A 24,112-nucleotide genomic window follows, 5' to 3' on the forward strand; every position below is an offset into this window, starting at 1 on the left:
GACGCCGACGATCAACGAGACAGCACACGCCCCTAAGACGGGGGCGAAGGACGTTCCCCCCGGCGGTGGCGAGCTGAGAGTGGGCGGATGGTCGGCGCTGCCATGGTCGGCGGCGTAGGGAGGTCGGTGCCGTTATGGGAACCTAGAAATCTGGGCCGCCTCACCGCTCGCCAAACGAGGTTCCCCCTCGGTTAACCGCACGCCCGACGCGTCGCGAGGAGCCGCCTGGAGCGGTCCGGCCCGTTGTCTTGTCGGACCACCGGCAATCCGGGCAGCGATCGCCTACAATCGTTACATCCGCTAGACGCCCCCTTCCCACTCCCACGAGCAAAGGCGCCCTGTCATGTCCCGTTGCCTGCCTTTTGTCGTCGGCCTTCTGCTGGCGATCCCCGCCGCCGTCACCCAAGCCCAGACCGACGCCGTGAATAGCCCACCGCCCGCCGCGCTCGACTTCACGATGGAGACCCTCGACGGCGAGCCCGTCGAACTCGCCGAGAAGTACGCCGGCAAGGTGGTGCTGTTCGTCAACGTCGCGAGCAAGTGCGGTTTCACCAAGCAGTACGACGGCTTGCAGGACCTGCACGCCAAGTACGGTGACCAGGGGCTCGTCGTTGTCGGCGTTCCCTGCAATCAGTTCGGCGGCCAAGAGCCCGGCACGGCGGATGAGATCGCCCAGTTCTGCTCGAGCACTTACGGCGTCGAGTTCGACATGCTCGGCAAAGTCGAAGTCAACGGCGAGGGTCAGTGCCCGCTGTACGCTTACCTGACGAAAGAGTCGCCGTACCCCGGCCCGATCAAGTGGAACTTCGAGAAGTTCCTTATCGGTCGCGACGGCGAGGTGACCGGCCGTTATGCGTCGCGGGTGACGCCCGACAGCGTCGAGCTGGTCGCCGATATCGAGCACGAGTTGGCGAAGGATAACGAGTAAGCGGGATTCTCCCCTCGCTTTCAGGGAGGGGTCGGGGGAGGGTGACGGCGTTCATCACAGGACAGTCTTCCTGTTGCGGAAACTGGTGACCCTCCCCTAGCCCCTCCCTAAAAGGGAGGGGGATTTCTCACTCTGGCTTCGTGGCGTAGCCGCGGCCGACGAGCCAGCCCTCGAGCACCGCGGGCCAAGCCGCGACGCTGCCGCTGGCTGGCGCCATGCCGAAGCCGTGACCGCCCGTCTCGTAGAGGTGCATCTCAACCGGCACGCCGTGGCTCCGGCACGCGTCGTAGTAGCGCTGCGCGTTGGCGACCGGCACGGCGCCGTCATTGATGCTGTGGATCAGTAGCGCCGGCGGCGTCGAGTCGGTCACTTGCTCGTCGGCCGACAGCAGGGCTTCCAACTCGGCGTTGGGCGACGCGCCCAGCAGATTGTGTTGTGATCCCTGATGGGTCACGTTGTCACGCATCGAGATGACCGGGTAGATCAGCACCGAGAAGTCGGGCCGGGCCGAAACCCTGTCGAGAGAAACCTTGTCGAGGGAGTCATCGAACCCTTCGAGCGAAAGGTCGGGGAGCGTCGAGGCCGACGCGGCGAGGTGGCCGCCCGCCGAAAAACCCATCACGCCGATTCGCTGGGGATCGACGCCCCACTCGGCCGCACGGCTCCGCAAGAGGCGGATCGCCCGTTGGGCGTCAAAAAGCGGCACGGGGTGGCGATGCTTGCCGCCGCCACACCGATACGGGACCACCGCCGCGGTGACGCCGCGTTCGGCGAGCCATTGCGCGACGAGATGGCCTTCTTTATCGATTGCCTGCCCGCCATAGCCGCCTCCTGGAAAGACAACGATCGCGGCGCCGGTAGCGCGGTCAGCGTCGGCCCGGTAGAGACTGACGACGGGCTGCTCGACGCCGGTGAGCCAGCGATTCGGCCGGCCGCCAGCGCTGCGGTCTTCGTAGTCGCCGATCTCGCTGGCGGGTGGCGCGGAATCACTCCACAGGGGCAGCTCGAGGGGTTCACTGCCGCGCGCGGCCATGGTGGTGCTCAGCAAGAGGGCGGTCAAAGGCAAGAGGGTGGTCAAGGCGAGGGGCAGGGATCTCATTCGCCGCTTGCTCCGGTATGCAGGACGCCGACTACGGCGGGGCGGTACTCGCGGACGTCCCAGCCGACTTCGCTGCGGTGGGCTTTGACGTCGCCGCCGGGGAGGAGAGAAAAGTCGAACCGTTCGTCCGCTTCAACGATCAGCATGCTCTCGGGCGGCGCGTGCTTCAACAGGCCGCTGATGAGCATCAGCATCTCTTCCTGGCGATCGATAAAGAACGCGTAGGGGGGCGAGACAAACGCCAGCCAGGGGGTCGCCGGGTCGGCCGCCCCTGCCGCGCCCCCGCCGCTGGGCAGGTCCCGCTGCGCCCAGACGAACGCGCTGGCGATCAGCAATTCGCAAGACGACTCGACCTTCACCGCGGCGATGTTTTGTTTGACCACCGCCGCGGTCGGGACATGGCGTTCGATAAACAGGCAGCTGGTCGCCCCGCGGCTGAGCGCCTCGAGCCCCAGGGCGCCAGTGCCGGCGAAGACGTCGATCGCGTGCTTCCCCTCGGCGTGGGTGCCGACCAGATTGAAGATCGCCTCGCGGACGCGGTGCTTCATCGGCCGGGTGACCCGCTCACCGGTCGCCTTGCCGGTGGAGTGCAGCAGGGGCTCGCACGTGAGCTTGGTGCCGCGGTAACGGCCGCCGATGATGCGTAAATCGACTGCTTCGGTCGGCGTGTCGCTCTGCTTGCGTCGCTTGGGCATTCCGTAGAGAGGCTCGGTAATCGGTAAAGAGGGCGGAGGTCAAATGACCGAGGAGTGATAATAACCGGTGGCGGAGGGCTTCGCTGAGCCCCGCACGAATGGCGGGCCAAACTCGGCCCCCCAGCGGAATTTTGGCGGCGGGGGGCGACCTCTTCTGGAGCGTGGCCCGTATCCCCTATCATTGGGGCTCAGCCAACCGGCAATTCGCCCCGTGACGCGGGCGATCGTCCCCGTCACCAGCCAACTATCTCCTAGCCTCTCGAATAAGCGATGCCGCTCCTCCGTACGACGGTCGCAGCCGTTACGCTTTGTCTCGCAGCGACGGCGTTCGCCGACGTCCAGGCCGATTACCAGGCCGCGGTCGGAGCCTACCGGGACCAGATCCGGCAAATCGAGAAGCTGAACTCCGAGTATCAAGACGCCGACGTCTCGCGGCGCGAAGCCATCAATGACCAGCTGAAGCCCCTCGTGGCGGAGGCCTCAACCAAACTCGACGTTATGACCGACGCGGCCCTAGAAGTCTTCAAAGCGAACCCGATGGCCGACGAGCAGATCACCGATCTGCTGCAGACGGTCGTGGAGTTCCAGATCGTCGGCGGCCCCAACGGGGGTGGCGACCAGTACGAGGCGGCCCTGCCAATCCTCGAAGCCCTGATCGATGGCGGCGACAAGAAGCCGGAACTGCCGATGTGGGGCGTCCTCGCCGCGGTCTCCACCAACGAATTCGACCTAGCGGACAAATTCGCCAAGATCGCCGTCGAGACAGGCGCCGTCCGGGCCCAACCGGGCGACTCCGAAGCGGCCCAAGAGACCTTTGGCGCGGCGATGCGGTACCTGGAAGAGAAAGACCGCTACCGGGCCCGGTGGGAGAAAGAGGCGAAGATCCGCCAGGCCGAGGCGGCCGCTGACAACAATCCCCGCGTCAAGATGACGCTCTCCAAGGGCGACATCGTCATCGAGCTGTTCGAGGACCAGGCCCCCATCGCCACGGCCAACTTCCTCTCGCTCGTGAAGGACGGCTTCTACGACGGCGTCGTCTTCCACCGGGTGCTCCCCCGCTTCATGGCCCAGGGTGGCGACCCGACCGGCTCCGGCTCCGGCGGCCCCGGCTACTCGATCGCTTGCGAGTGCTCACGGCCCGACCACCGCCAGCACTTCCGCGGCACGCTCAGCATGGCCCACGCCGGCAAGGATACGGGCGGGTCTCAGTTTTTCCTCTGCTTCGTTCCTACCGATTTCTTGGACGGCCGCCACACCGCCTTCGGCCGCGTCGTCGAGGGGATCGAGCTGCTCGGCGAGATCCAGCGGATCGACCCGGGCGCCCGCAGCGGCGTCGAGCCCGACAAAATCGTGAAGGCCGAAGTCCTCCGCGACCGCGGCGGCGACTACGACTTCAAGAAGCTGCCCAAGAGGTAAGCCCTCGGCACGGGGCCCAAAGGACTCCCCCCTCCCCGGAGCGGCGGCGGCAATTCGGTTGACCGGATTGGCGCCCCTAGCTCCGGGGTTTTTTATTGCGCGAAGCGAAAAAGAGGGCGCCCGATCTTCCCGGATCGATAAGCACCCCACATGGGGGGTTGGGAACCCCCGGTGATCGCCTGATTGACGACCAGCCCCCCGGCGCGTACGCTGGCTTTGCTCTGGCCAATGCTGCGGGCGAATTCTATTCGCCCGCGTTATTGACGGGCCGCTGGCGCCGGCCTGAATCTCCAATTTGCGTTTGGGATGCATCTAAAATCGCTGAAAGTCTTTTGTGACATCATCCGCCTCGGCAGCTTCTCGAAAGCCGCCGCGCTGAATGGTGTGTCACAGCCCAGCGCCAGCCAACTGGTCAATCACCTTGAAGATCGACTCGGCGTCGAGCTGATCGACCGCTCGCGACGCCCGTTCCGTGTCACCGAGGCGGGCAAGGCCTACTACGAAGGCTGCCGCGACCTCGTGCAGCGTTACGAATCGCTCGAAGGTCTCGTCCGCGGCCTCCAGCAGTCGCCCGGCGGGCGGTTGCGAGTCGCGGCGATCTACTCGGTCGGCCTCGGCCAGATTCATCGGGTTGTCGAAGAGTTCCACACCAAGTGGCCCAACGTCGAGCTGCGGATCGACTACATGCACCCCGACCAAGTTCGGGCGGCGGTCTTGGCGGGCGAGGCGGACCTCGGCGTCACCAGCTTCCCCGAAGCGGACCGTCAGATCTCCGTGACGCCGTGGCGTGACGAGGCGTTCGCCCTGGCGGTGAATCCCGACCACGCGCTCGCCAGCGCGCGGCAGATCGCGGTTCAGACGCTCGACGGCGAGCGGATGGTGATGCCGCAGGCCGGCCTCCGCGTGCGTGACGAGATCGACCGCTGGCTCGCTTCGCACCGCGTCACGGCCAAGGTCGCGGCCGAGTTCGATAACCTCGAGTTCGTCAAACGGGCGATCGAGGTCGGCGAAGGCATCGGCCTGCTGCCGGGCCAGACCTTCGTCAACGAAACGTTCGCCGGGACGCTCGTCCGGATCGACCTGGTCGACGAAGCGGGGCGCCCCGAGACGTTCGTCAGACCGCTCGGCGTGCTCCGCCGCCGCGACGACGAGGTCTCGCAAGCCGCCGAGAACTTCCTCCAACTCCTCGATCGGCACGCCAACGACTCGCCAGAGCCGTTGCCTCGGGCCGCCACCGCCGGTTCGAAAGACGGCGGCGCGGCGCAGGCCGCCACGGTCTAGCCGGCGGTGCTCGTCACGATAATTCAGCTTACGCGACCTCTCTTAGCCTTGTAGCGATGCCCAAAAACCAGCCGCTGATCCACCTGCCCGAAGCGCAGGGCCTGTACGACCCCCGTAACGAGCACGACGCCTGCGGCGTCGGGTTCATTGCGAACGTCAAAGGCAAAGCGTCGCACCAGATCGTCTGCGACTCGGAGGACCTGCTGCGCCGCATGGACCACCGCGGGGCATGTGGCTGCGAGGAGAACACGGGCGACGGTTCGGGAATCCTCACCGCGGTCCCCGAACGGTTCCTCCGCTCGGCGATTAAGGAAGACCTCAAAATCGATCTCCCCGAGGCGGGCCGCTACGCCGTCGGCAACGTCTTCTTGCCCCAACTCGCCGACGAGCGCGCCAAGTGCAAGGCCGAGGTCGAGCGGCTCGTGAAGGAAGAGGGCCAGCGTCTCATAGGCTGGCGCCCGATGCCGGTGAAGTCCGACCTGGCGAACCTCGGCGCCACCGCCCGCAACGCCGAGCCCGCGGTCGAGCAGATCGTCATCGAGGCGGCCGACAACCTGGTTGGCGAGGCGTTCGAGCGCAAGCTCTACATCATCCGCAAGCGGGCCAGCAACACGCTCCGCCGCGACAAGTCAATGGAGCAGCGGAAGCTGTTCTACGTCTGCTCGCTGTCGACCAAGGTGCTGATCTACAAGGGGATGCTCACCACCGAGCAGTTGTATAAGTACTACCCCGACCTCAAGGACCCGACCTTCGAGAGCCATCTGGCGATGGTCCACTCGCGGTTCGCGACCAACACGTTCCCGAGCTGGGACCGAGCGCAGCCGCTGCGTTTCATGTCCCACAACGGCGAGATCAACACCGTCAAGGGGAACGCCAACTGGATGTACGCCCGGCAAGGCGTGCTGCAGAGCGACCTCTTCGGCGACGACCTCAAGAAGCTTTTCCCGATCGTCGAGCCCGACTGCAGCGACTCGGGCACCTTCGACAACGCGCTCGAGTTCCTGCTGATGACCGGCCGCACCCTGCAGGGCTCGGTCATGATGATGGTCCCCGAGGCGTGGCAGAATCACGCCACGATGAGCGAATCGAAACGCGCCTTCTACGAGTACCACTCGGCCCTGATGGAGCCGTGGGACGGCCCCGCCTCGATCGTCTTTACCGACGGCAAGTACATCGGCGCCGTCCTCGACCGCAACGGCCTGCGTCCTTCGCGCTATTACCTGACCCACGACGACCGCGTCATCATGGCGAGCGAGGTCGGCGTCGTTGACGTCGATCCCGCCAACGTCAAGGCGAAGGGCCGCCTGCAGCCCGGCAAGATGTTCTTGGTCGACTTCGAGCAAGGCCGCCTGATTCCTGACGAGGAGCTCAAAGAGGACTTCGCCAGCCGCAAGCCGTACGGCAAGTGGCTCGCCGACAACCGGATCGAGCTCAACGACCTGCACCCTGAGAACGAAAAGCACGGCTTCAAGTCCTCGACGCTGCTGGAGCGGATGCAGGCGTTCGGCTACACGGCCGAGACGATGAACTTCATGCTGCTGCCGCTGATCAAGGTCGAGAAAGACCCGATCGGCTCGATGGGCAACGACAGCTGTCTGGCGGTGCTCAGCGACAAGCCGCGGATGCTGTACGACTACTTCAAGCAGCTCTTCGCGCAGGTCACCAACCCGGCGATCGACTCGATCCGGGAAGAGGTGATCATGTCGCTCGAGTGCTACATCGGCCCCGAGAAGAATCTGCTCGAAACGAGCCCCGAGCACGCCCACCGGTTGCGGCTGCCGCACCCGATTTTGTCGAACGAGCAGCTCCGTTCGATCAAGCACATCGAGCGCGGCGACGACGTCGGCAGCTGGCGTTCGACAACGATCGACATCACGTGGCCGAAGGAAGAGGGCGCCAAGGGCCTGAAGCCGGCGCTCGAGCGGGTCTGCCAAGAGGTCGAGGCCGCGGTCGATGCGGGCTACGCCATCGTCATCCTCTCCGACAAGAAGATGGACGCCGACCGCGTCGCGATCAGCGCGCTGCTGGCGACGGGGGCCGTCCACCAGCACCTGATCAAGACGAGCAAGCGGACCCGGGTCGGCGTCGTTGTCGAGACGGGCGAGGCGCGGGAAGTGCACCACCACTGCCTGCTGGTCGGCTACGGCGCCGACGCGATCAACCCCTACGTGGCGTTCGAGTCGCTGTGGCGCGCCCGGCGTGACGGGTTGCTGGATGACGGCAGCGAGCAACTCTCTCCCGAAGAGTCGGGCGAGGGCCACGAGCACCCCACGATCGAGGCGGCCGCCAACGGCGAGGCGATCGACCCGGTCACTTCCGCCGATCACGAGTTGGTCCGCAAGTACCGCACCGGCGTCGCGAAGGGGATGCTCAAGGTGATGGCCAAGATGGGCATCTCCACGCTGCAGAGCTACAAGGGCGCGCAGATCTTCGAGGCGATCGGCCTCCGTGACGAGGTGATCGACCTCTGCTTCACCGGCACCGCTAGCCGCGTGCAGGGCGTCGGCTTCGACGTGCTCGGCGAAGAGGCGATCCGTCGGCACACGCTCGGCTACCCCGCCGGAGGCCAGCGCCGTCTGCCGGTGCTCCCCAACCCGGGCGAGTACCACTGGCGCGCCGAAGGGGAACGCCACATGTGGGACCCCAAGAGCATCGCCGACATCCAGGTCGCCGCCCGCAACGGCGACAAGGACTCGTACAAGCGTTTCGCCGATCACATCAACTTCGACAGCCGCACCCGTTGCCAGCTCCGCGGTCTGCTGGAGTTCAAGAAGGACGGCAACGGCGGCCCGATCCCGATCGACGAGGTGATGCCCGCCAAGGAGATCGTCAAACGGTTCTGCACCGGCGCCATGTCGTTCGGCAGCATCTCGGCCGAGGCGCACGAGACGCTTGCCATCGCCATGAACCGCCTCGGCGGCAAGAGCAACACGGGTGAAGGGGGCGAGGACCCCGCCCGCTGGACCCCCGACTCGAACGGCGACTCGCGCCGCAGCGCGATCAAGCAGGTCGCTTCGGGCCGGTTCGGCGTGACCATCAGCTACCTCACCAACGCCGACGAGATCCAGATCAAGATCTCGCAAGGCGCCAAGCCGGGCGAAGGGGGCGAGCTCCCCGGCCGGAAGGTCGACGACAACATCGCCCGGATCCGGTACTCGACGCCGGGCGTCGGCCTCATCAGCCCGCCGCCGCACCACGATATCTACTCGATCGAGGACCTCGCGCAGCTGATCTACGACCTCAAGAACGCCAACCGCGCAGCGCGGGTGAGCGTCAAGTTGGTGTCGGAGGTCGGCGTCGGCACGATCGCAACGGGCGTCGTAAAGGGGCACGCCGACCACGTGCTGATCGCCGGCGACGGCGGCGGCACCGGCGCTTCGCCGCTCACGAGCATCAAGCACGCCGGCCTGCCGTGGGAGCTTGGCATCGCCGAGACGCACCAGACACTGATGGCGAACGACCTGCGGAGCCGCGTGGTGCTGCAGACCGACGGTGGCCTCAAGACCGGCCGCGACGTGCTAATCGCCGCGATGCTGGGCGCCGAGGAGTTCGGCTTCAGCACCGCCCCGCTGATCACGCTGGGCTGCATCATGATGCGGAAGTGCCACCTCAACACGTGCCCCGTCGGCGTCGCGACACAGGACCCCGAACTCCGCAAGATGTTCCGCGGCAAGCCGGAGCACGTCGTGAACTACCTGTTCATGGTCGCCGAGGACGCCCGCGAACAGATGGCGGAGCTCGGCTTCCGCACCATCGACGAGATGGTCGGCCGGCTCGACATGCTCGACCCCTCCAAGGCGATCCAGCATTGGAAGTCGGACGGACTCGACCTGACGAAGCTGCTCAGCCCCGGGCCACGCCCTTACGACGACGCCGGCAGCTACTGCACCAAGTCGCAGGACCACGGCCTCGAGAAGACGCTCGACCTGCGGCGCCTGGTTGATCTCGCTAAGCCGGCGCTCGAGCTGGGCGAGCCGGTCAACGCCGACCTGCCGATCGTCAACACCGACCGGACGGTTGGCACGATCCTCTCCAACGAGATCGCCAAGCGGTACGGCGAAGAGGGCCTGCCGGACGGCACGATCCACTTCAAGTTTGACGGCCATGCGGGGCAGAGCTTCGGCGCGTTCCTCGCCCATGGCGTGACCCTCGAACTCGAGGGCGACTCAAACGACTTTGTCGGCAAGGGGCTCTCAGGCGGCCGCGTCATCGTCTATCCGGATAAGACATCGACGTTCGAAGCCGAGGACCAAATCCTCGTCGGCAACGTCTGTCTGTACGGCGCGACGCGCGGCGAGGCGTTCTTCCGCGGGCGGGCCGCTGAGCGGTTCTGCGTGCGGAACTCGGGCGCCAAGGCGGTCGTCGAGGGCGTGGGCGACCACGGCTGCGAGTACATGACCGGCGGACGCGTCGTGATCCTCGGCCCGACGGGACGCAACTTTGCGGCCGGCATGTCGGGCGGCGTCGCGTACGTCTGGGCCCCCGACCGCGCCGCGTTCACCCTCGATTGCAACCTGGGGATGGTCGAGCTCGAGGACGTGATTGACGACGAAGACGTCGCCGAGTTGAAGGAGTTGATCGCCCGACACCACGACCTGACCGGCAGTTCGGTCGCCGCGGGTATGCTCGACCGCTGGGACGCGGTGCGAGGCGACTTCGTCAAGGTGATGCCGACGGACTACAAACGCGTCCTCGAGGAGAAAAAAGCGGCGGCGGCCGAACCGGCGGCGGTCTAGGATCTCACGCCAAGGCGCGAAGGCGCAAAGGATGCGCTGCGGTCAATGTATCGTAGGGAATCCTTGAGATGCATGAGAACGAGATTGCTCAACAGGTGATCGACGCCACCTTCAAGGTCCACACTCGGCTGGGTCCCGGGCTGCTTGAGTCGGTCTACGAGGTGGTCCTGGCTTACGAACTGCGGAATCGTGGGTTGGTTGTCGATCGTCAAGTTCCCGTTCCGATTCAGTACGAAGGGCTCAAGTTTGACGAAGGTTACCGCATGGATCTGCTGGTCAATGAATCCGTCATTGTCGAGCTCAAGTCCGTCGAAGCTGTGACCGGCGTCCATAAGAAGCAATGCCTCACCTACCTCAAGTTGGCCGATAAACGACTCGGACTACTGATTAACTTCAACACCGAACTCATCAAGGAAGGAATGCACCGCGTCGTCAACGGCTTACAATAGTTGGCGGTACACGCGGCAATCCTTTGCGCCTTCGCGCCTTTGCGTGAGACCTCAAAGCGTCACGAGAGTCATGGGAAAACCCACCGGATTTAAAGAGTTTCAGCGCGAAGCGGTCCCCTACCGGGACCCGCTGGAGCGCGCTGGCGACTACCTCGAGATCTTCACCCACGCCCCCGAGGAGCACCTCAAGACGCAGGGCGCCCGGTGCATGGACTGTGGGGTGCCGTTCTGCCAGTCGGACGCCGGCTGCCCGGTCGACAACCTCATTCCCGAGTGGAACGACCTCGTCTACCACGGCCGGTGGAAGGACGCGCTTGCACGGCTGCACAAGACGAACAACTTCCCCGAGTTCACCGGCCGGGCCTGCCCCGCGCCGTGCGAGGGGGCGTGTGTCCTCGGGATCACCAGCCCGCCGGTGACGATCAAGAACATCGAGAACGCGATCATCGACAACGGCTGGGAGAAGGGTTGGGTCGTCCCCGAGCCCCCCGAGCTCGAGACCGGGAAGAAGGTCGCCATCGTCGGCTCCGGCCCCGCGGGGCTCGCCGCCGCCCAGCAGCTCCGCCGCGCCGGGCACAACGTCACCGTCTACGAGCGCGCCGACCGCATCGGCGGTCTCTGCATGTATGGCATCCCCAACATGAAGCTCGACAAGGGGACTGTCGAACGACGCGTCGACCAGCTGCGTCAGGAAGGGGTGAAGTTCGTCACCGGGGTCCACGTCGGCAAGGAAGAGGAATTCGCCCCGGGCCACATGACGGCCATCATGCGGGAGCGGAAGGTCCCGCTGAAGATTGTCGATCCGAAACACCTCGTCGACGAGTTCGACGCGGTCCTCGTGGCGACCGGCGCCACCAAGCCTTTCGATCCGACCGGCAACTGCCCGGGCCGGGAGTTGGAAGGGGTCCACTTCGCGATGGACTTCCTCACCCGCAACACGAAGAGCCTGCTCGACTCGAATCTCGGCGATAAGGCCTACCTGTCGGCCGAAGGGCTCGACGTCGTCGTGATCGGCGGCGGCGACACAGGCGCCGACTGCATCGGCACCTCGCTCCGCCACGGCGCCAAGAGCATCGTCAACCTCGAGGTCGTGCCACAGCCTCCCGACGAGCGTCGCGCGAACAACCCCTGGCCGCAATGGCCGCAGGTCTACCGCGTCGACTACTCGCACGCGGAGATGAAGGCGAAGACAGGCGAGGACCCCCGCTGCTACCAGACGCTCACCAAGGAGTTCGTCGGCAAGAACGGCAAGCTCACGGGGGTGAAGACCGTGACGCTCGACTGGTCAAAGCCAATCGTCGGCGGCGCGCCATTCACCGAGGTCGAGGGGAGCGAGAAGGTCTGGCCGTGCGACTTGGCGCTACTGGCGACCGGCTTTGTCGGCCCCGAGTTGGCGATGGTCGAGATGCTCGGCCTCACAACGCAGGCCCCGCGGGGCGGCTGGAAGACGATCGCCGCCGAGCATGGCAAGTTTGCGACCAGCGTCGAAGGCGTCTTCGCGGCGGGCGACTGCCGACGCGGCCAATCCCTGGTGGTGTGGGCCATCAATGAAGGCCGCGGCGCCGCCAGGGCCATCGACGAGTACCTGATGGGCTACACGGCTTTGCCGGCCCCGGGGGTCAACCTCCCGCAACAGGTTGTGTAAGGGTAGAGCAGTTGGTGTAAGGGTCGAGCAGTCAGCGATCAGCTGAACAAAAAGAATACGACAAGAGCCGCGACCATAGCCATGGTCGCGGCTCTTGCTTTTTCTTTTGTAGCTGACAGCTGACAGCTACTCAGCTCAGCTGAGCTTGCCGAGCGCCTTGAGCAGGGACTGCGCCTGGTCGACACCGCCGACCTTCGCGGCGAACTCTTGAGCCTCGATCAGGTGCGAGAGGCTCACCTTGTCGGTGGCGCCGGCGGGACGACCCACGGGACGGCCCGACTTCGCGCCGGTCTTCGGACCGGGCTTGGCGCGCTTCTTCTTTTTCTTCTTCTTGCCGAGCATGGCGGCCTTCACGTTGCTCACGAGGGCCAACGCGACATCGATCCCCTTCTTCTTCAGCTCGGTGGCGACTTCGGTGGGGCCGGCGTCCGGCTTCGACTTTAGGTACTCGCGGATCGCCGCACTCTTGTTCGGTCCATTTGCCCGCTTCTTTGCCACTGTGTCTTCTCCGTTAGAAATTTAAATCGTGGATGACGGCGTCAGCCACTCCAACATAGGTTGCAACCACTACTTGACCGAAAGTCGGCCTAGGGCGCCACCCCTCACTAACAGAAACAGATTCACATGCGGAACGTCGCGATATTGCAAGTGGGTTCGCGAGCATCGTGACAGTTGCAACAGCGGCGCGACCCGTCGTCAGCGTCAACGCCGCTGCAGGAAAGCGTTTAGACGGGGTCGCAGAGGCCGATTCACGCAGCTTTAGTGAGTTGGCGGCCGGTGCGGCAACGATTACGATCAAGCACCGGGCGGCGGCAGCCGCGCGATTCTGTTGCGCAATTTGAAGAGGTGAACCCGATGGCTTGGTTGTTCGAACGGACTGTTGAGGCGGCGGCGTGGGTTGCGTTGCTAGTCGCGTGGATCTCACTCGGCCTGGCGATCTATTGGTTTTATCTCTTCGTCTGGGACTGGCGTCTCGGCCCGGAGTACGAGCTGCTCCGCGACGCGGGCAAGGCGGCCGCCGCATTTGTCGGCTTTTCACTCGCCCTGGGCGGGTTGGCCTGCGTCGATCGATTCCTGTTCGACGCCGACGAAACCCTAACGAAGTGAAATATAAGAACGCCGAACCTGCGGCATCCCGCTATTGATTCAGGCCGGGACTTTCGAAATCCCAATAGCAATTGAAACCCAACACGGCATGAAACCCGTCGGCGCATGAACTGACAGCGCATGAAAAGGGGCCGTCGAGTTGCGGGAGACTCGACGGCCCATTGAGCCCGGCGAATTGTGGGAGCCGGGCGGACGGAGGGAGCCGTGGGGTGGGGGCAGCCCCGTTAGGGAGACGGGGCGGCTAGGAGCACGACGGTTAAGGGTGAGCGGGGAACTTCCGGTCGGGAGTCAACGTCTTTCGGGCGCCGGTCGGCGATCGCTTTGCGACGCCCGATATGACTCGCACTTTCTCTTCTACCGATCGCCCTAGGTGCATCCCTCGTGCCAAACGCCCCGCGGCGTAGCGGTGACGCGTCTAATTGGCGAACTAAACGGCATTCCGGGCCGTAGAGAGGCGTCGGGGCAAGACGCCTTCTTGCAAAGCTTACAAGTTGGCCATGTAGGTTGTTCCATGGGGTGGGGCGGGTGGCGTCCCTCCGTTTGCCAGCGGATAATAGCGGCCGCCGGACCCCGCCCAACCCGATGAAACCCAGCTAGCACGCCGCGACGCCCTATGCTGCTCCTCGAAGGGGTCCGTAAGTCTTACGCTCAGCCGGGAGCCGAACGGCTGCCGATCCTCGACGTGCCGCGCCTTGCTGTCGGAGCCGGCGAGCAGGTGGTGATCCGCGGCCGTAGCGGCTGTGGCAAGACGACGCTGCTGAACGCGATCGCCGGCCTGACGACCATCGACGCCGGCAAGATCGCCATCAAGGGGGTCGATTTAACCCGACTGCCCGAGGCCGCCCGTGACCGGTTCCGCGCCCGGCATATCGGTTATGTGTTCCAGACGTTCAACCTGCTCCCCGGCTTCACGGCCCTCGAGAACGTCCTGCTGGGGATGACCTTCACGGGGCAGCGGCCCGACCGCGCCCGCGCAGCCGATTTGCTCAATCGCGTCGGGCTCGGCCATCGGGGCCACCACAAACCGGCCGCCATGTCGGTCGGCGAACAACAACGCACCGCCGTCGCCCGGGCGCTGGCGAACCGTCCCCTGCTGCTGCTCGCCGACGAACCAACCGCCAACGTCGACCCGGGCCATCAGCAGCAGATCATCGACCTGCTCCGCGGCGTCTGCCGCGACGAGAACGTGTCGATGCTGCTGGTGACCCACTCGAACGAAGTCTCCGACCAGTTCGACCGCGTCGAGCAACTGGAAGAAGTTAATCAAGTGTTGAAGGCGAACGTGTAACGCTTTCTCTAGGAGGCGTCTCCGACGCCGATGACGCGCACCAGACCGTTTCGGAATGGATGCCGTAATCGGCGTCGGAGACGCCTCCCATAAGAAGTCGGTTCAAAGCGATTTCGCCACAAACCCTACCGTCCTAATGGCCTACCCACCTATCTCCCTCTTATGAGTCTCTGGCGGATCGCTTGGAAGAACATGCAGCAACGGGGCGTCGCTTCGTCGCTCACGGTGCTGTCGATGGCGTTGGGCGTCGCCGTGATGGTGGGGGTCATCGTCATCCACGCCGTCGCGGTCAAGCAATTCTCGTCGTACGCCGGCGGCTACCAGTTGATCGTCGGCGGCAAGGGGGGCGATCTGCAGCTGGTGCTGAGCACGGTTTATCACCTCGGCGAGTCACGCTACACGCTCCCTTACAGCTTTTACCGGGAGTTCACCGACGGGAAGTACGCCGACCTCACGGTGACGGCCGTCCCCTACTGCATGGGCGACAGCTTCGACCCGCGGCCGCTGGAAGACGGCCCGAGCGACCAGCTCTACCGTGTCGTGGCGACCACGCCCGACCTGTTCGACAAGCTGGAGTACGGCGTCAACCGCGACGGCACGCCGCGACGGTACCGCTTCCGCGATGGCCGGAACTTCCGTAGCGACCACGCCTTTGAGGCGGTGCTCGGTTCGGTCGTCGCCGCCAAGAGTGGCGTCAAAGTCGGCGAGACGATCAACCCCACGCACGGCATCAGCGGCCGCGGCGACCGACACGACGAGTTCCTCGTCACCGGCATCCTCGAGCCGACCGGCACGTCGAACGACCGCGCCGTGTTCGTGAACCTAGAAGGGTTCTACCTGCTCGACGGCCACTCCCTTTCCCAGAAGACGGTCGAGGAGAAGGCCCTCTCCGGGCCGACGGGGCCGCCCCAGGTCGAGAATCCTCGCGGGGTGCTGCCCCCCGCGACGCTTTACAACAACAACGACGAACCGATCGAACCCCTCAGCGAGCCGCAGCGTGAGGTGTCTTCGATCCTGGTCTTGAGTGATGACCAGATGGGCCCCACGATCCTTACGTCGCAGATCAACAAGGACCAGAACCAAGCGGCCCAAGCCGTCGCGCCGCTCCGCACGGTGGCGAACCTGCTCGAGGGGATCGTCGGACCGCTGCAGGTGGTCCTGCTGGTGCTGACGATCCTGATTGTGGTGGTCGCCTCGATCAGCATCCTGGTGAGCATCTACAACTCGATGAGCGAACGGTCGCACGACATCGCCGTGATGCGCGCCCTGGGGGCGAGCCGCTCGTCGGTGATGCTCGTGGTGCTCAGCGAGTCGATCTTGCTCTCCCTCACCGGTGGGGTGCTGGGGATCATTCTGGGGCACGCCCTGATCGCATTCGCCGCCCCCTACATCGAGGCCCAGGCCGGCATCCAGCTGGCTTTCTGGGAGTTCGACCCCTGGGAGATCGCCGTCATCCCCGCCCTGGTGGTGCTGGCAACGCTCGCCGGCCTCTTGCCGGCAATCTCGGCCTACCGGACCGACGTCGCCCACTCGTTGGGGTAAACCAGCCAACCGCTGACCGCTTGGCATTTGGACAGGATCAACAGAATCGACGGGATGGCCTAGAATCGATCCTGTGAATCCTGTTGATCCCGTCTGGCATTGTTTGATTATGAAATCACTCCGCCTCCTCACCGCTCTGCTCCTGCTGTGGAGCGCCCTGCTGAACACCGTCCCAACGGCCTCGGCGTGCCCGTTCTGCGCGGCCGAGCAGCGGACGCTGACCGAGGAGATAAACGACAGCAGCGTCGTGCTGCTCGGGCGGCTCTCGGCGCCGTCCGAAGCGGCCCGCAAGCTGGCCGACGCCGATGTCCCCTACGGATTCATCGACCCCGAAACGGGCGCCGCTAAGTTCACGATCGAGACGGTGCTGACCGGCAAGCCGCTGGTGGACGGCGTCACCGAGATCGAGGCGATCTACTTCGGCGAAGCCGACACCGAGACGCTCTTCTTCCTCCGCGGCGTCGGCGAGCCGCCCGACTGGGCGATCCCGCTGCCCCTTTCGCCACTAGCGGCCGAGTACGTGCCAAAACTGCTCGAACTGCCCGCCAGCGGCGCCGACCGTTTGGCGTTCTTCCAGGACTATCTGGAGCACGAGGACCTTCTGCTCGCCCAGGACGCCTACGACGAGTTCGCCCGCGCCCCGTACCAAGACCTCATCGATCTGGGCCCACGGATGGACCGCGACCAGCTACGGGCATGGATCACGGACGTCTCGGTCAGCCCAAGCCGCCGCCGCCTGTTTCTGACCATGCTCGGCGTGTGCGGCGAGCCCGCGGACGTCACGATGCTTGAGCGGATGCTGATGTCCGACGCCCGGGTGATCGGTCCCGCCGTCGACGCCGGCGCCGCGGCGGCGATCGCGGTCGGGGGATCGCCGGTCTTTGGCATGACCGGTGAGTTAGTCCGATTCGGCGAGCGGCAGCGCAAGCTCGGCCTCGACGCCCTGGTGGCGTGCTACATGACGCTCGCCGGCAAGCACGGCGACCCGTCGAAAGCGCTCGACCTGATCGACCAGCGGTTCCTCAAGGACCCCGACGCCGATTACTCGCACGTCTACGCCGCGCTGCAGGCGCTGCGGTTCCTCGCCTCCGAGCAGGCCGACCTAGCGCCGCACGACCGATTGCTCCAATCGGCCCGGTTGCTGCTCGACAATCCCGAGTTCGCCGACCAAGTCATCCCCGACTTGGCGCGCTGGGAGGATTGGAGCGTCCTCGAGCGGCTGGCCGACATGTACCGTTCGACCTTCGACGAGAACGACGCGACCGCCCCGGTAAAGTACGTCCGCGAGCCGATCATCACCTACCTCGACGTCGCCAAGGAGCAGCCGGGCGACGTCGCCGAGCGGGCCGAGCAAGCGCTCGCCGCGATCGAGCCGCTCGACCCGGCCGCCGTCGAGCGGGCCCGCACCCTGCGGGAGTTCGGGTTCTTGGCCCAGGCCCGCGCTAAAGCGGCGCCCGCTGTTAGCACGCCGGGAGACTCGGTCACCGAGCCCGCGACCGAGCCTGCCGCTGAGCCCGCCGCCGACATTGCCGTGGACCCGCCGGCGGATGTCGCCGCCGATCTGGCGAGCCCGATGATTGACGAAGCTTCCGAGGCTCCCGCCGCCGAGTCCGCTGTGGAATCGACGGTGGACACCCCGGCCGCCAGCGATCCCGTCGCAGCGGACCCGAATGAGAAGGCCCCGGTGACGGTCGAGGCCGCTCCGACGCCGCCCAGCCGGGTGGTGCTTTTGGGCGTCCCCGTGGTCGCTGCGGCGCTGCTTGTTGGGTTCTTCTGGCTAATTCTGCGGAGCGGCGTCGCCTGACGCGGGCGACCAGATTGGGGGCGAACCCGGCCGGGTTGCTACCGTAAGATAAAGGGTCTCCATGGTTGGAGGCTATTTCTGTAGGAGACGCCTCCTACTGAGATTGGGTTGTTGGCCCCTTGTGAAATCCAAGCTGAAATGTCCGTCTCGACAATGAGCGAAATCGACGCCTCCCTCGCTGATGAGCCCCTCGAATACCGGTCGGTCCACACCTTTGCGGTGCTTGGCCTGCTGTTGGGAGTGCTGTCGGCCGCGCTATTGTTCATGGCGCGGGTCAGCTTCGAGTCGACCGTCCTAATGGCGCCGATCCCGGTCGCGGGGCTGATCGTCTCGCTGATCGCGCTGCGGGGCATCAACGCGGCGCCCGACCTCTACGCGGGCAAGCCGCTGGCCCAAGCCGGTGCGGCGTTGTCGGCGTTGTTCTTGGTGTTGGGCGTCGGTTACGCGAGTGTCGTCTACGCCACGGAGGTCCCTGACGGCTACGAGCGGACCTCGTTTATCGCGATGAAGCCGACCGAGAGCGATGTCGTCAACCGCGACTTCATCCCCAAAGAGGTGCAGGAGTACATCAAGAGCGGCGAGCCTGTCTTCATCAAGGGCTACATCCGCCCCGACTCGATCAAGTTCAAGCAGAACCTCAATAACTTCTTACTGGTGCGGGACAACCAGCAATGCTGCTTCGGCGATCTCTCCAAGGTGCAGTACTTCGACCAGATCCAGGTGAAGCTCGGCACAGGGCTCTCGACCGACTACCACAGCGGGCTATTCCGTGTCGGCGGCGTCTTGAAAGTCGCCCCGGGCGACCCTCGCGCCGGGACGCCGCTGACGTACGAGCTCGTAGCGGATTACATCAAGCCGTGAGCGGGCGAGCGACAACCGCCGCCATCGGGTTGGCCGCCATTTTTTTGTTTGGATGTGACCCGAAGCCCCCCGCCCCGCCGGCGCCGCCCGTCGCGGACGCCTCGCCGATGGTTGAGTCTCCCGTCGAGGCCCCCGTGGCGGAGGCTCCCGCCGAGACGCCGCCATCGCGGCTGTCCGACCAGACGTTCGACGACATCAAGTTCGATATCGAGCCCGACGCCCCGTTTGATCGCTCGATGCTCACCGACAAGGTCCGCGAGCTCGATGGCGAGCGGATCCGCATCCGGGGCTACATCCTGCCGACCGCCCAGCAACGCGGCATCAAGCGGTTCGTCTTGGTGCGTGACAACCAAGAGTGCTGCTTCGGCCCGGGGGCGGCGCTCTACGACTGCATCCTCGTGACCATGCAGGAAGGCGAGACAGCAGAGTTCTCGGTCCGACCCGTCGCGGTCGAAGGGGAGTTTGCGATCGACGAGTTTGTCGGACCCGACGGGACGACGCTCGCGATCTACCGGCTGACGGGCGAAGCGGTGGAGTAGGCGGGCCGCTCAGCGATCCCCATCCCCTTCGTTGCCGAGACCGAGCTTGTTGAACCAGTTGCGGCGGGCCTCGCCCGGCGTCGCCGCTTCGCCCGAGGCGCGGAGCGTCTCGAGCTCGAGCTGTTGCTCAGCGAGTTCGGACTGCGCGCGGGTGATCTTCGCCCTCTCGACCGAGAGCTCGAGTTCGGCAGAGCGGAGCTTCTCACGCCATTCGTCCTCGAGCTTGGCGAGGCGTTCGCGCTCGGCGCGGATCAGCTCGTCAGAGTCGAGGACCGCCGAGATCGCTTCGGTGTCGTCGTCGGCCCTTTCGACCTCGGCAGAGGCTTCGAGTCGGGCGTGGAGCCGCTCGATCTCGGCGTCTTTCTCCGCGACGACGGCGTCCGTGATCTGAATCGTGCCGGCGATCTTTGCGCGCTCTTCTCGGCGTGGTTCGTCGTCGGGCTCTCCCTCGCTTTCGAGCGACGCCAGCAGCCGCCGCTTCTGCGCTTCCCAGTCGTTGCCGTCGCCGGCGGCGACCGGGGCGGACGCCGAGTTCGCCAAGCGGTCCCGCAGTTCGGCGTTCTCGGTCTTGAGCTCGCGGAGGTCTTCTACCGCCATCTGGAACCGCGACCGGAGGTCCTCGACCTCGACCGACGCGTCGCCGCCCGAATAGCTGCGCGCCTCCTCGAGCTGCTCGGCGAGCTGGTCGCGCTCTTGCCGCAGGCTTGCGAGTTCGACCGACCCGTCCGCGGTCTCGACGGGTCGATTGGCGATTTCTTGTTCGAGCTCCGCCACGTGCTCGCGGTGCGATTGGAGATCGGCCAACGCCATCTCGAACTTTTCGAGAAGCGTGGCGTGATCGGTCTCGAGCTCCGAAAGCTTCGCGAGCGATTGCGTCGACTTGTCGAGGGCGGTGCTCAGCTGATTGACCTGCTGCTGCGCCTCGGCGAGTTGTTGTTCCGCGGCGTGCTGGGCGTCAACCGCCTCTTGAAGCTGCGTCAGCAACTCGCTGCTGCTGTCCGTCTTTGCCCGCTCGGCCTTCAGCTTCTGCGACTCGGCCACCAGTCGTTCTTCGATCGCCGAGAGCTCGGCCTCGATCTTGACGCGGACCGCTTCCCACTCTTCGCGTTCGGTCTGCCAGGCTTGGCGTTCGGTCTCGTACTCGGCCCGTTGCTGCTGGAGATCGGCGAGCTGCTGCTCGACTTGCTGACGCGTCGCATCGAGCTCGGTCGACTGCTCGCGGACCATGTCGGCCGCGATCTCGCTGGCGACCTGGGTCGCGAGGCGTTCGATGAGCTCGTTGGCCCGTTCACCGATGACGCCGACGTCTTTGCGGCGCCGTTCGTCGGCCGACCGCAATTCCTCACGCAGCGTCGCTATCGCGGCGCGTGAGCGATCCGCGACTAAGCGGATTTCGTCGGCGGCGGGGCCGCGGGGGTCCATCGCGTCGGGGTGGAGGTCAACGGTGCGGGCGGGCGGGGACCCAGAACGGTCCACGGATATATAGGTCGCACCTCGCGGCGTCGCAAAACGCGATTCCGTTCCGGTTGCGAACACACCGAAAACGCCGGTCGTAACGGCCGGGGGCGGCGTCAGGCGGGCGACTACGCTCCCAGAACCGCGGGATTCACCACCTGCTCGGGGGTCCGTCCCTGCAGGAAATCGACCGCCTGGCGAGCGACGCGGGTCCGCAGCTCGCGGATCGCCTCGGTCGAAACGAACGCCGTATGGGGCGTGACGATCACCCGGGGGTCGGTGTAGGGGGCCTTCGAGAGGTCGGGAGGCTCGCGGTCTTGCACGTCGAGGGCCGCCCCCGCGAGCACGCCCTCGTCGAGGGCGGCGGCGAGGGCCGTGTGGTCCACCAAGCCGCCGCGCGACGTATTTACCAGGAACGCCGACCGCTTCATCTGGCGGAACGTTTTGGCGTTCATGAGGTGCTGGGTCGCGTCGGTCAGCGGGCAGTTGAGCGACACGTAGTCACTGTCGGCCAGCAGCCGATCGAGCGAGACCCACTCGACTCCCTCGGGAACCTGCTTCGAGCGGTTGGTGCCGATCACCCGCATGCCGACCGCCTGCGCTTTCTTGGCGACAAGCGTCCCGATGCGTCCCAGTCCGACGACGCCGAGCGTCTTGCCGCCGATCCGTTCGATCGGCAGCGAATCAACCAAGCTGTAAGAGCCCCGCTTGGTGGCGAGGTGCCCGTCGGCGATCTTCCGGCCCAGGGCGAAGATCAGCGCGAGCGTGTGCTCGGCGACTTCTTCGATGCAGTAGTCCGGCACGTTGGTGACCAGGACGCCGCGGCTCGTCGCATGTGCGACGTCGATGTTGTCGAGCCCGATACCGGTCCGGCACACGTGTCGGCAGTTGGTCGCCGCGTCGAGCACCCGCGAAGTGACCGGCGCCCAGCAAGTGAGGAGGACATCCGCGTCGCCCACCTTGGCGATAAGGGTCTCTTCCCGATTGTCGGGCGACACCTCGAGCGTGCATCCCGCCTCGGCGAGGATCGTTCGCTCCAACTCGACGTCGGGCCACGGATAGTCGGTATAGAACGCGCGGGGCATGGCGGAAGTCTCCTCGAATCGTCTCGACGCTGTCTTGGCGCTGTCGCGGCGGGCTAGTTCTTCTTGAGTTCGGCGCGGATCGCGGCCGCCCCGACGATCGGCTCGCCGCAGGTGTGATCCTGGCAGACGTAGAGGGTCGCTTCGCCGTTGATCGACGACTTGCCGGCGAAGGTCGACTCCATCAGGGGCGACGGCTGACAAGGCCCGATGCGGGCCGCCAGCACCGCCCGCGGAACCGGCCGCGCCCGCAGCTCGGCGACGATCTGCTGGGCGTCGGGGCCGATCCCTAGCAGGACAAACTCCTTGGTCGGTCCGAGCCAGAGGTCGAGCGCCGTGAACATCTGCCCCATCGCGGTCGGGGCCCGCTGCATGAGCGGCGCCGCGGCGGTGAGCGTCTGGTGAGCGGCGTCGAGGTACTTCGCGACGCCCGTCAGCTTGCCGAGCCGCACCAGCGCCGTGGCCGCCAGCGAGTTGCCACCGGGGGTGGCGTTGTCGGTGAGGTCCTTGTTTCGCACGATCAGCCGCTCGGCGTCGTCGGCCGTGTAGAAGAAGCCGCCGCCATCGCGATCGGCGAAACGCTCCAGGACCACGTCGAGCAGCTGGGCCGCTTGCTCAAGGCGTCGCTCGTCGAAGGTCGCCTCGTAGAGGGTGATCAGCCCGCAAGCCATCGCGGCGTAGTCGTCGAGGAAGCCGCTCGCCTTCGCCTCGCCGGCCCGCCAGCTATGCAGCAGACGGCCGTTGTCGTCGCGCATCGCCGAGAGGACGAAGTCGGCCGCCCGGCCGGCGGCGCCGAGGTACTTCGTTTCGCCGAAGACCGCCGCGGCGCGGGCCATCGCGTCGATCGCGAGGCCGTTCCAGCTGGCGATCACCTTGTCGTCGAGGCCGGGACGGGGTCGCTTCTCGCGCGCCGCCAGCAGCTTCTTGCGCCAGGTCACGAGGTCGCGTTCGAGATCGGCCGGATCGAGGCCCATGAGCGTCGCTTGGGCCGCCGGCGTCTTCGGCAGCGAGAGGACATTGCGGCCCTCGAAGTTGCCGATCGGCGTCACGTTGTAGACGCGACAGAACTGGTCGGCCTCGTCTTCGCCGATAATCTTGCGGATCTCTTCGGGCTTCCAAGTGTAATACAGCCCTTCCTCGGCGTGCCCCTCCGGGTCGTCCGGCGGCGCGCTGTCGGCGTCTTCGGTCGAGAAGAAGCCTCCCTCCGGCCCGGTCATGTCGTTGACCAAGTAGTTGAGCGTTTCGCAGGCGATCCGCTTCATCCCGGCGTCGCCGGTCGCGGCAAAGGCTTCGACATAGACGCCCGCCAGCAGGGCGTTGTCGTACAGCATCTTCTCGAAGTGAGGAACGAGCCATTGCTCGTCGACGCTGTAGCGTGCGAACCCGCCGCCGAGTTGATCGTAAATGCCGCCGGTCGCCATGCGCTCGAGCGTCGTGCGGACCATATCGAGCCACGCCCCGCGGCCCGACTCGCGCCACATCCGCAGGATGACGGTCAGGTCCATCGTGTGCGGGAATTTCGGCGCGCCGCCGAATCCGCCGTGCGTCGGGTCGAAGGTCTGTTCCAACTGCTTGCCCGCCATCCCGATGAGGATGCGGTCGAGCACGACATCGGTCGGCCCGTCGACCGTCGCGAGGTCGGCGATCTTCGCCGTGAGCTGGTCGGCCATCTCAAGCGCTTGGGGGCGCCGCTCACGCCAAGCGTCGATCACCGCTTCGAGGACTTGATCGAACCCCGGCATGCCGCGCTGCGCGGTCGGCGGCCAGTAGGTCCCGCCGTAGAACGGCTTGAGGTCGGGCGTCAGGAAGACGCTCATCGGCCAGCCGCCGCGGCCGGTCATCGCCTGGACGGCGTTCATGTAGATCTGGTCGAGGTCGGGCCGCTCCTCGCGGTCGACCTTCACCGGCACAAAGTGCTCGTTGATCACCGCGGCGATCGCGGGGTTCTCGAAGCTCTCGTGCTCCATGACATGGCACCAGTGGCACGCCGAGTAACCGATCGAGAGGAAGATCGGCTTGTCGGCGTCCTTGGCCTGCGCGATCGCCTCGTCCCCCCACGGCCGCCAATCGACGGGGTTGTGCTGGTGCTGTAGCAGGTAGGGCGACGTCTCGCTAGCAAGGGCGTTGGGCATCTTCGTCCGTAATTTCTCAACAATAGGGCGTAGCCGAGGGCGGAAGCCCCCGG

Annotated in this window: 18 protein-coding genes; 12 read left to right on the forward strand and 6 right to left on the reverse strand. The window is 65.8% G+C overall.

The window, feature by feature from the left end; all coding sequences use genetic code 11:
* The first annotated feature begins 343 nt into the window (after positions 1–343).
* Positions 344–928 carry a glutathione peroxidase gene (locus Pla108_RS05380; RefSeq protein WP_146443751.1) on the forward strand — a complete coding sequence of 195 codons (585 nt, stop codon included), beginning with the start codon at positions 344–346 and terminating at the stop codon, positions 926–928.
* A 127-nt stretch (positions 929–1,055) separates the two neighbouring features.
* Here Pla108_RS05380 and Pla108_RS05385 read toward each other — a convergent pair whose 3' ends face one another.
* Together Pla108_RS05385 and Pla108_RS05390 are read right to left on the reverse strand one after the other, a co-directional pair.
* On the reverse strand, positions 1,056–2,027 hold the full coding sequence (locus tag Pla108_RS05385; protein ID WP_146443753.1) for an alpha/beta hydrolase: 972 nt from the start codon (positions 2,025–2,027) through the stop codon (positions 1,056–1,058).
* Positions 2,024–2,722, reverse strand: a complete 699-nt coding sequence (locus tag Pla108_RS05390; protein WP_146443756.1) for an RsmD family RNA methyltransferase — start codon at positions 2,720–2,722, stop codon at positions 2,024–2,026. The genes Pla108_RS05385 and Pla108_RS05390 overlap by 4 nt, the downstream gene beginning before the upstream one ends.
* A gap of 270 nt (positions 2,723–2,992) precedes the next feature.
* On the opposite strand from Pla108_RS05390, the gene Pla108_RS20845 reads away from it, so the two are divergent.
* The 5 genes from Pla108_RS20845 to Pla108_RS05415 all read left to right on the forward strand — a co-directional run bounded on the left by Pla108_RS20845 (position 2,993) and on the right by Pla108_RS05415 (position 12,249).
* Positions 2,993–4,138 carry a peptidylprolyl isomerase gene (locus tag Pla108_RS20845; RefSeq protein WP_197526264.1) on the forward strand — a complete coding sequence of 382 codons (1,146 nt, stop codon included), beginning with the start codon at positions 2,993–2,995 and terminating at the stop codon, positions 4,136–4,138.
* Between the two features lie 306 nt (positions 4,139–4,444).
* Positions 4,445–5,419, forward strand: a complete 975-nt coding sequence (locus Pla108_RS05400; RefSeq protein ID WP_146443758.1) for a LysR family transcriptional regulator — start codon at positions 4,445–4,447, stop codon at positions 5,417–5,419.
* 56 nt (positions 5,420–5,475) lie between these two features.
* Positions 5,476–10,155, forward strand: coding sequence for a glutamate synthase-related protein (locus Pla108_RS05405; RefSeq protein WP_146443760.1), 4,680 nt, complete (start codon positions 5,476–5,478; stop codon positions 10,153–10,155).
* A gap of 68 nt (positions 10,156–10,223) precedes the next feature.
* The gene (locus Pla108_RS05410; RefSeq protein ID WP_146443762.1) at positions 10,224–10,604 is read left to right on the forward strand and encodes a GxxExxY protein; all 381 of its coding nucleotides are present in this window, start codon (positions 10,224–10,226) and stop codon (positions 10,602–10,604) included.
* A 70-nt stretch (positions 10,605–10,674) separates the two neighbouring features.
* Positions 10,675–12,249, forward strand: coding sequence for a glutamate synthase subunit beta (locus Pla108_RS05415; protein ID WP_146443764.1), 1,575 nt, complete (start codon positions 10,675–10,677; stop codon positions 12,247–12,249).
* Positions 12,250–12,384: 135 nt separating this feature from the next.
* On the opposite strand, the gene Pla108_RS05420 is transcribed toward Pla108_RS05415, so the two are convergent.
* Positions 12,385–12,747, reverse strand: coding sequence for a hypothetical protein (locus Pla108_RS05420; RefSeq protein ID WP_146443766.1), 363 nt, complete (start codon positions 12,745–12,747; stop codon positions 12,385–12,387).
* A 357-nt stretch (positions 12,748–13,104) separates the two neighbouring features.
* On the opposite strand from Pla108_RS05420, the gene Pla108_RS05425 reads away from it, so the two are divergent.
* The 6 genes from Pla108_RS05425 (at position 13,105) to Pla108_RS20855 (ending at position 19,390) form a co-directional block, all read left to right on the forward strand.
* Entirely contained in the window at positions 13,105–13,356 is a 252-nt protein-coding gene (locus Pla108_RS05425) for a hypothetical protein (protein ID WP_146443768.1), read from the forward strand.
* A gap of 613 nt (positions 13,357–13,969) precedes the next feature.
* Positions 13,970–14,644, forward strand: coding sequence for an ABC transporter ATP-binding protein (locus tag Pla108_RS05430; RefSeq protein ID WP_146443770.1), 675 nt, complete (start codon positions 13,970–13,972; stop codon positions 14,642–14,644).
* A gap of 162 nt (positions 14,645–14,806) precedes the next feature.
* On the forward strand, positions 14,807–16,186 hold the full coding sequence (locus Pla108_RS05435; protein ID WP_146443772.1) for an ABC transporter permease: 1,380 nt from the start codon (positions 14,807–14,809) through the stop codon (positions 16,184–16,186).
* A gap of 109 nt (positions 16,187–16,295) precedes the next feature.
* The gene (locus Pla108_RS05440) at positions 16,296–17,990 is read left to right on the forward strand and encodes a hypothetical protein (protein ID WP_146443775.1); all 1,695 of its coding nucleotides are present in this window, start codon (positions 16,296–16,298) and stop codon (positions 17,988–17,990) included.
* A 138-nt stretch (positions 17,991–18,128) separates the two neighbouring features.
* Positions 18,129–18,851, forward strand: a complete 723-nt coding sequence (locus tag Pla108_RS20850) for a hypothetical protein (protein WP_197526265.1) — start codon at positions 18,129–18,131, stop codon at positions 18,849–18,851.
* 107 nt (positions 18,852–18,958) lie between these two features.
* On the forward strand, positions 18,959–19,390 hold the full coding sequence (locus Pla108_RS20855) for a DUF3299 domain-containing protein (RefSeq protein ID WP_197526266.1): 432 nt from the start codon (positions 18,959–18,961) through the stop codon (positions 19,388–19,390).
* 9 nt (positions 19,391–19,399) lie between these two features.
* On the opposite strand, the gene Pla108_RS05450 is transcribed toward Pla108_RS20855, so the two are convergent.
* The 3 genes from Pla108_RS05450 to Pla108_RS05460 form a co-directional block, all read right to left on the reverse strand.
* The gene (locus tag Pla108_RS05450; RefSeq protein ID WP_197526267.1) at positions 19,400–20,866 is read right to left on the reverse strand and encodes a hypothetical protein; all 1,467 of its coding nucleotides are present in this window, start codon (positions 20,864–20,866) and stop codon (positions 19,400–19,402) included.
* A 107-nt stretch (positions 20,867–20,973) separates the two neighbouring features.
* Positions 20,974–21,930, reverse strand: coding sequence for a C-terminal binding protein (locus tag Pla108_RS05455; RefSeq protein ID WP_146443781.1), 957 nt, complete (start codon positions 21,928–21,930; stop codon positions 20,974–20,976).
* 53 nt (positions 21,931–21,983) lie between these two features.
* Complete coding sequence (locus tag Pla108_RS05460) at positions 21,984–24,059, reverse strand: thioredoxin domain-containing protein (protein WP_146443783.1); 2,076 nt, start codon at positions 24,057–24,059, stop codon at positions 21,984–21,986.
* Positions 24,060–24,112 lie beyond the last annotated feature (53 nt).

Origin of the sequence: Botrimarina colliarenosi (genome assembly GCF_007859955.1) — a bacterium.
Taxonomy (GTDB): Bacteria; Planctomycetota; Planctomycetia; order Pirellulales; family Lacipirellulaceae; genus Botrimarina; species Botrimarina colliarenosi.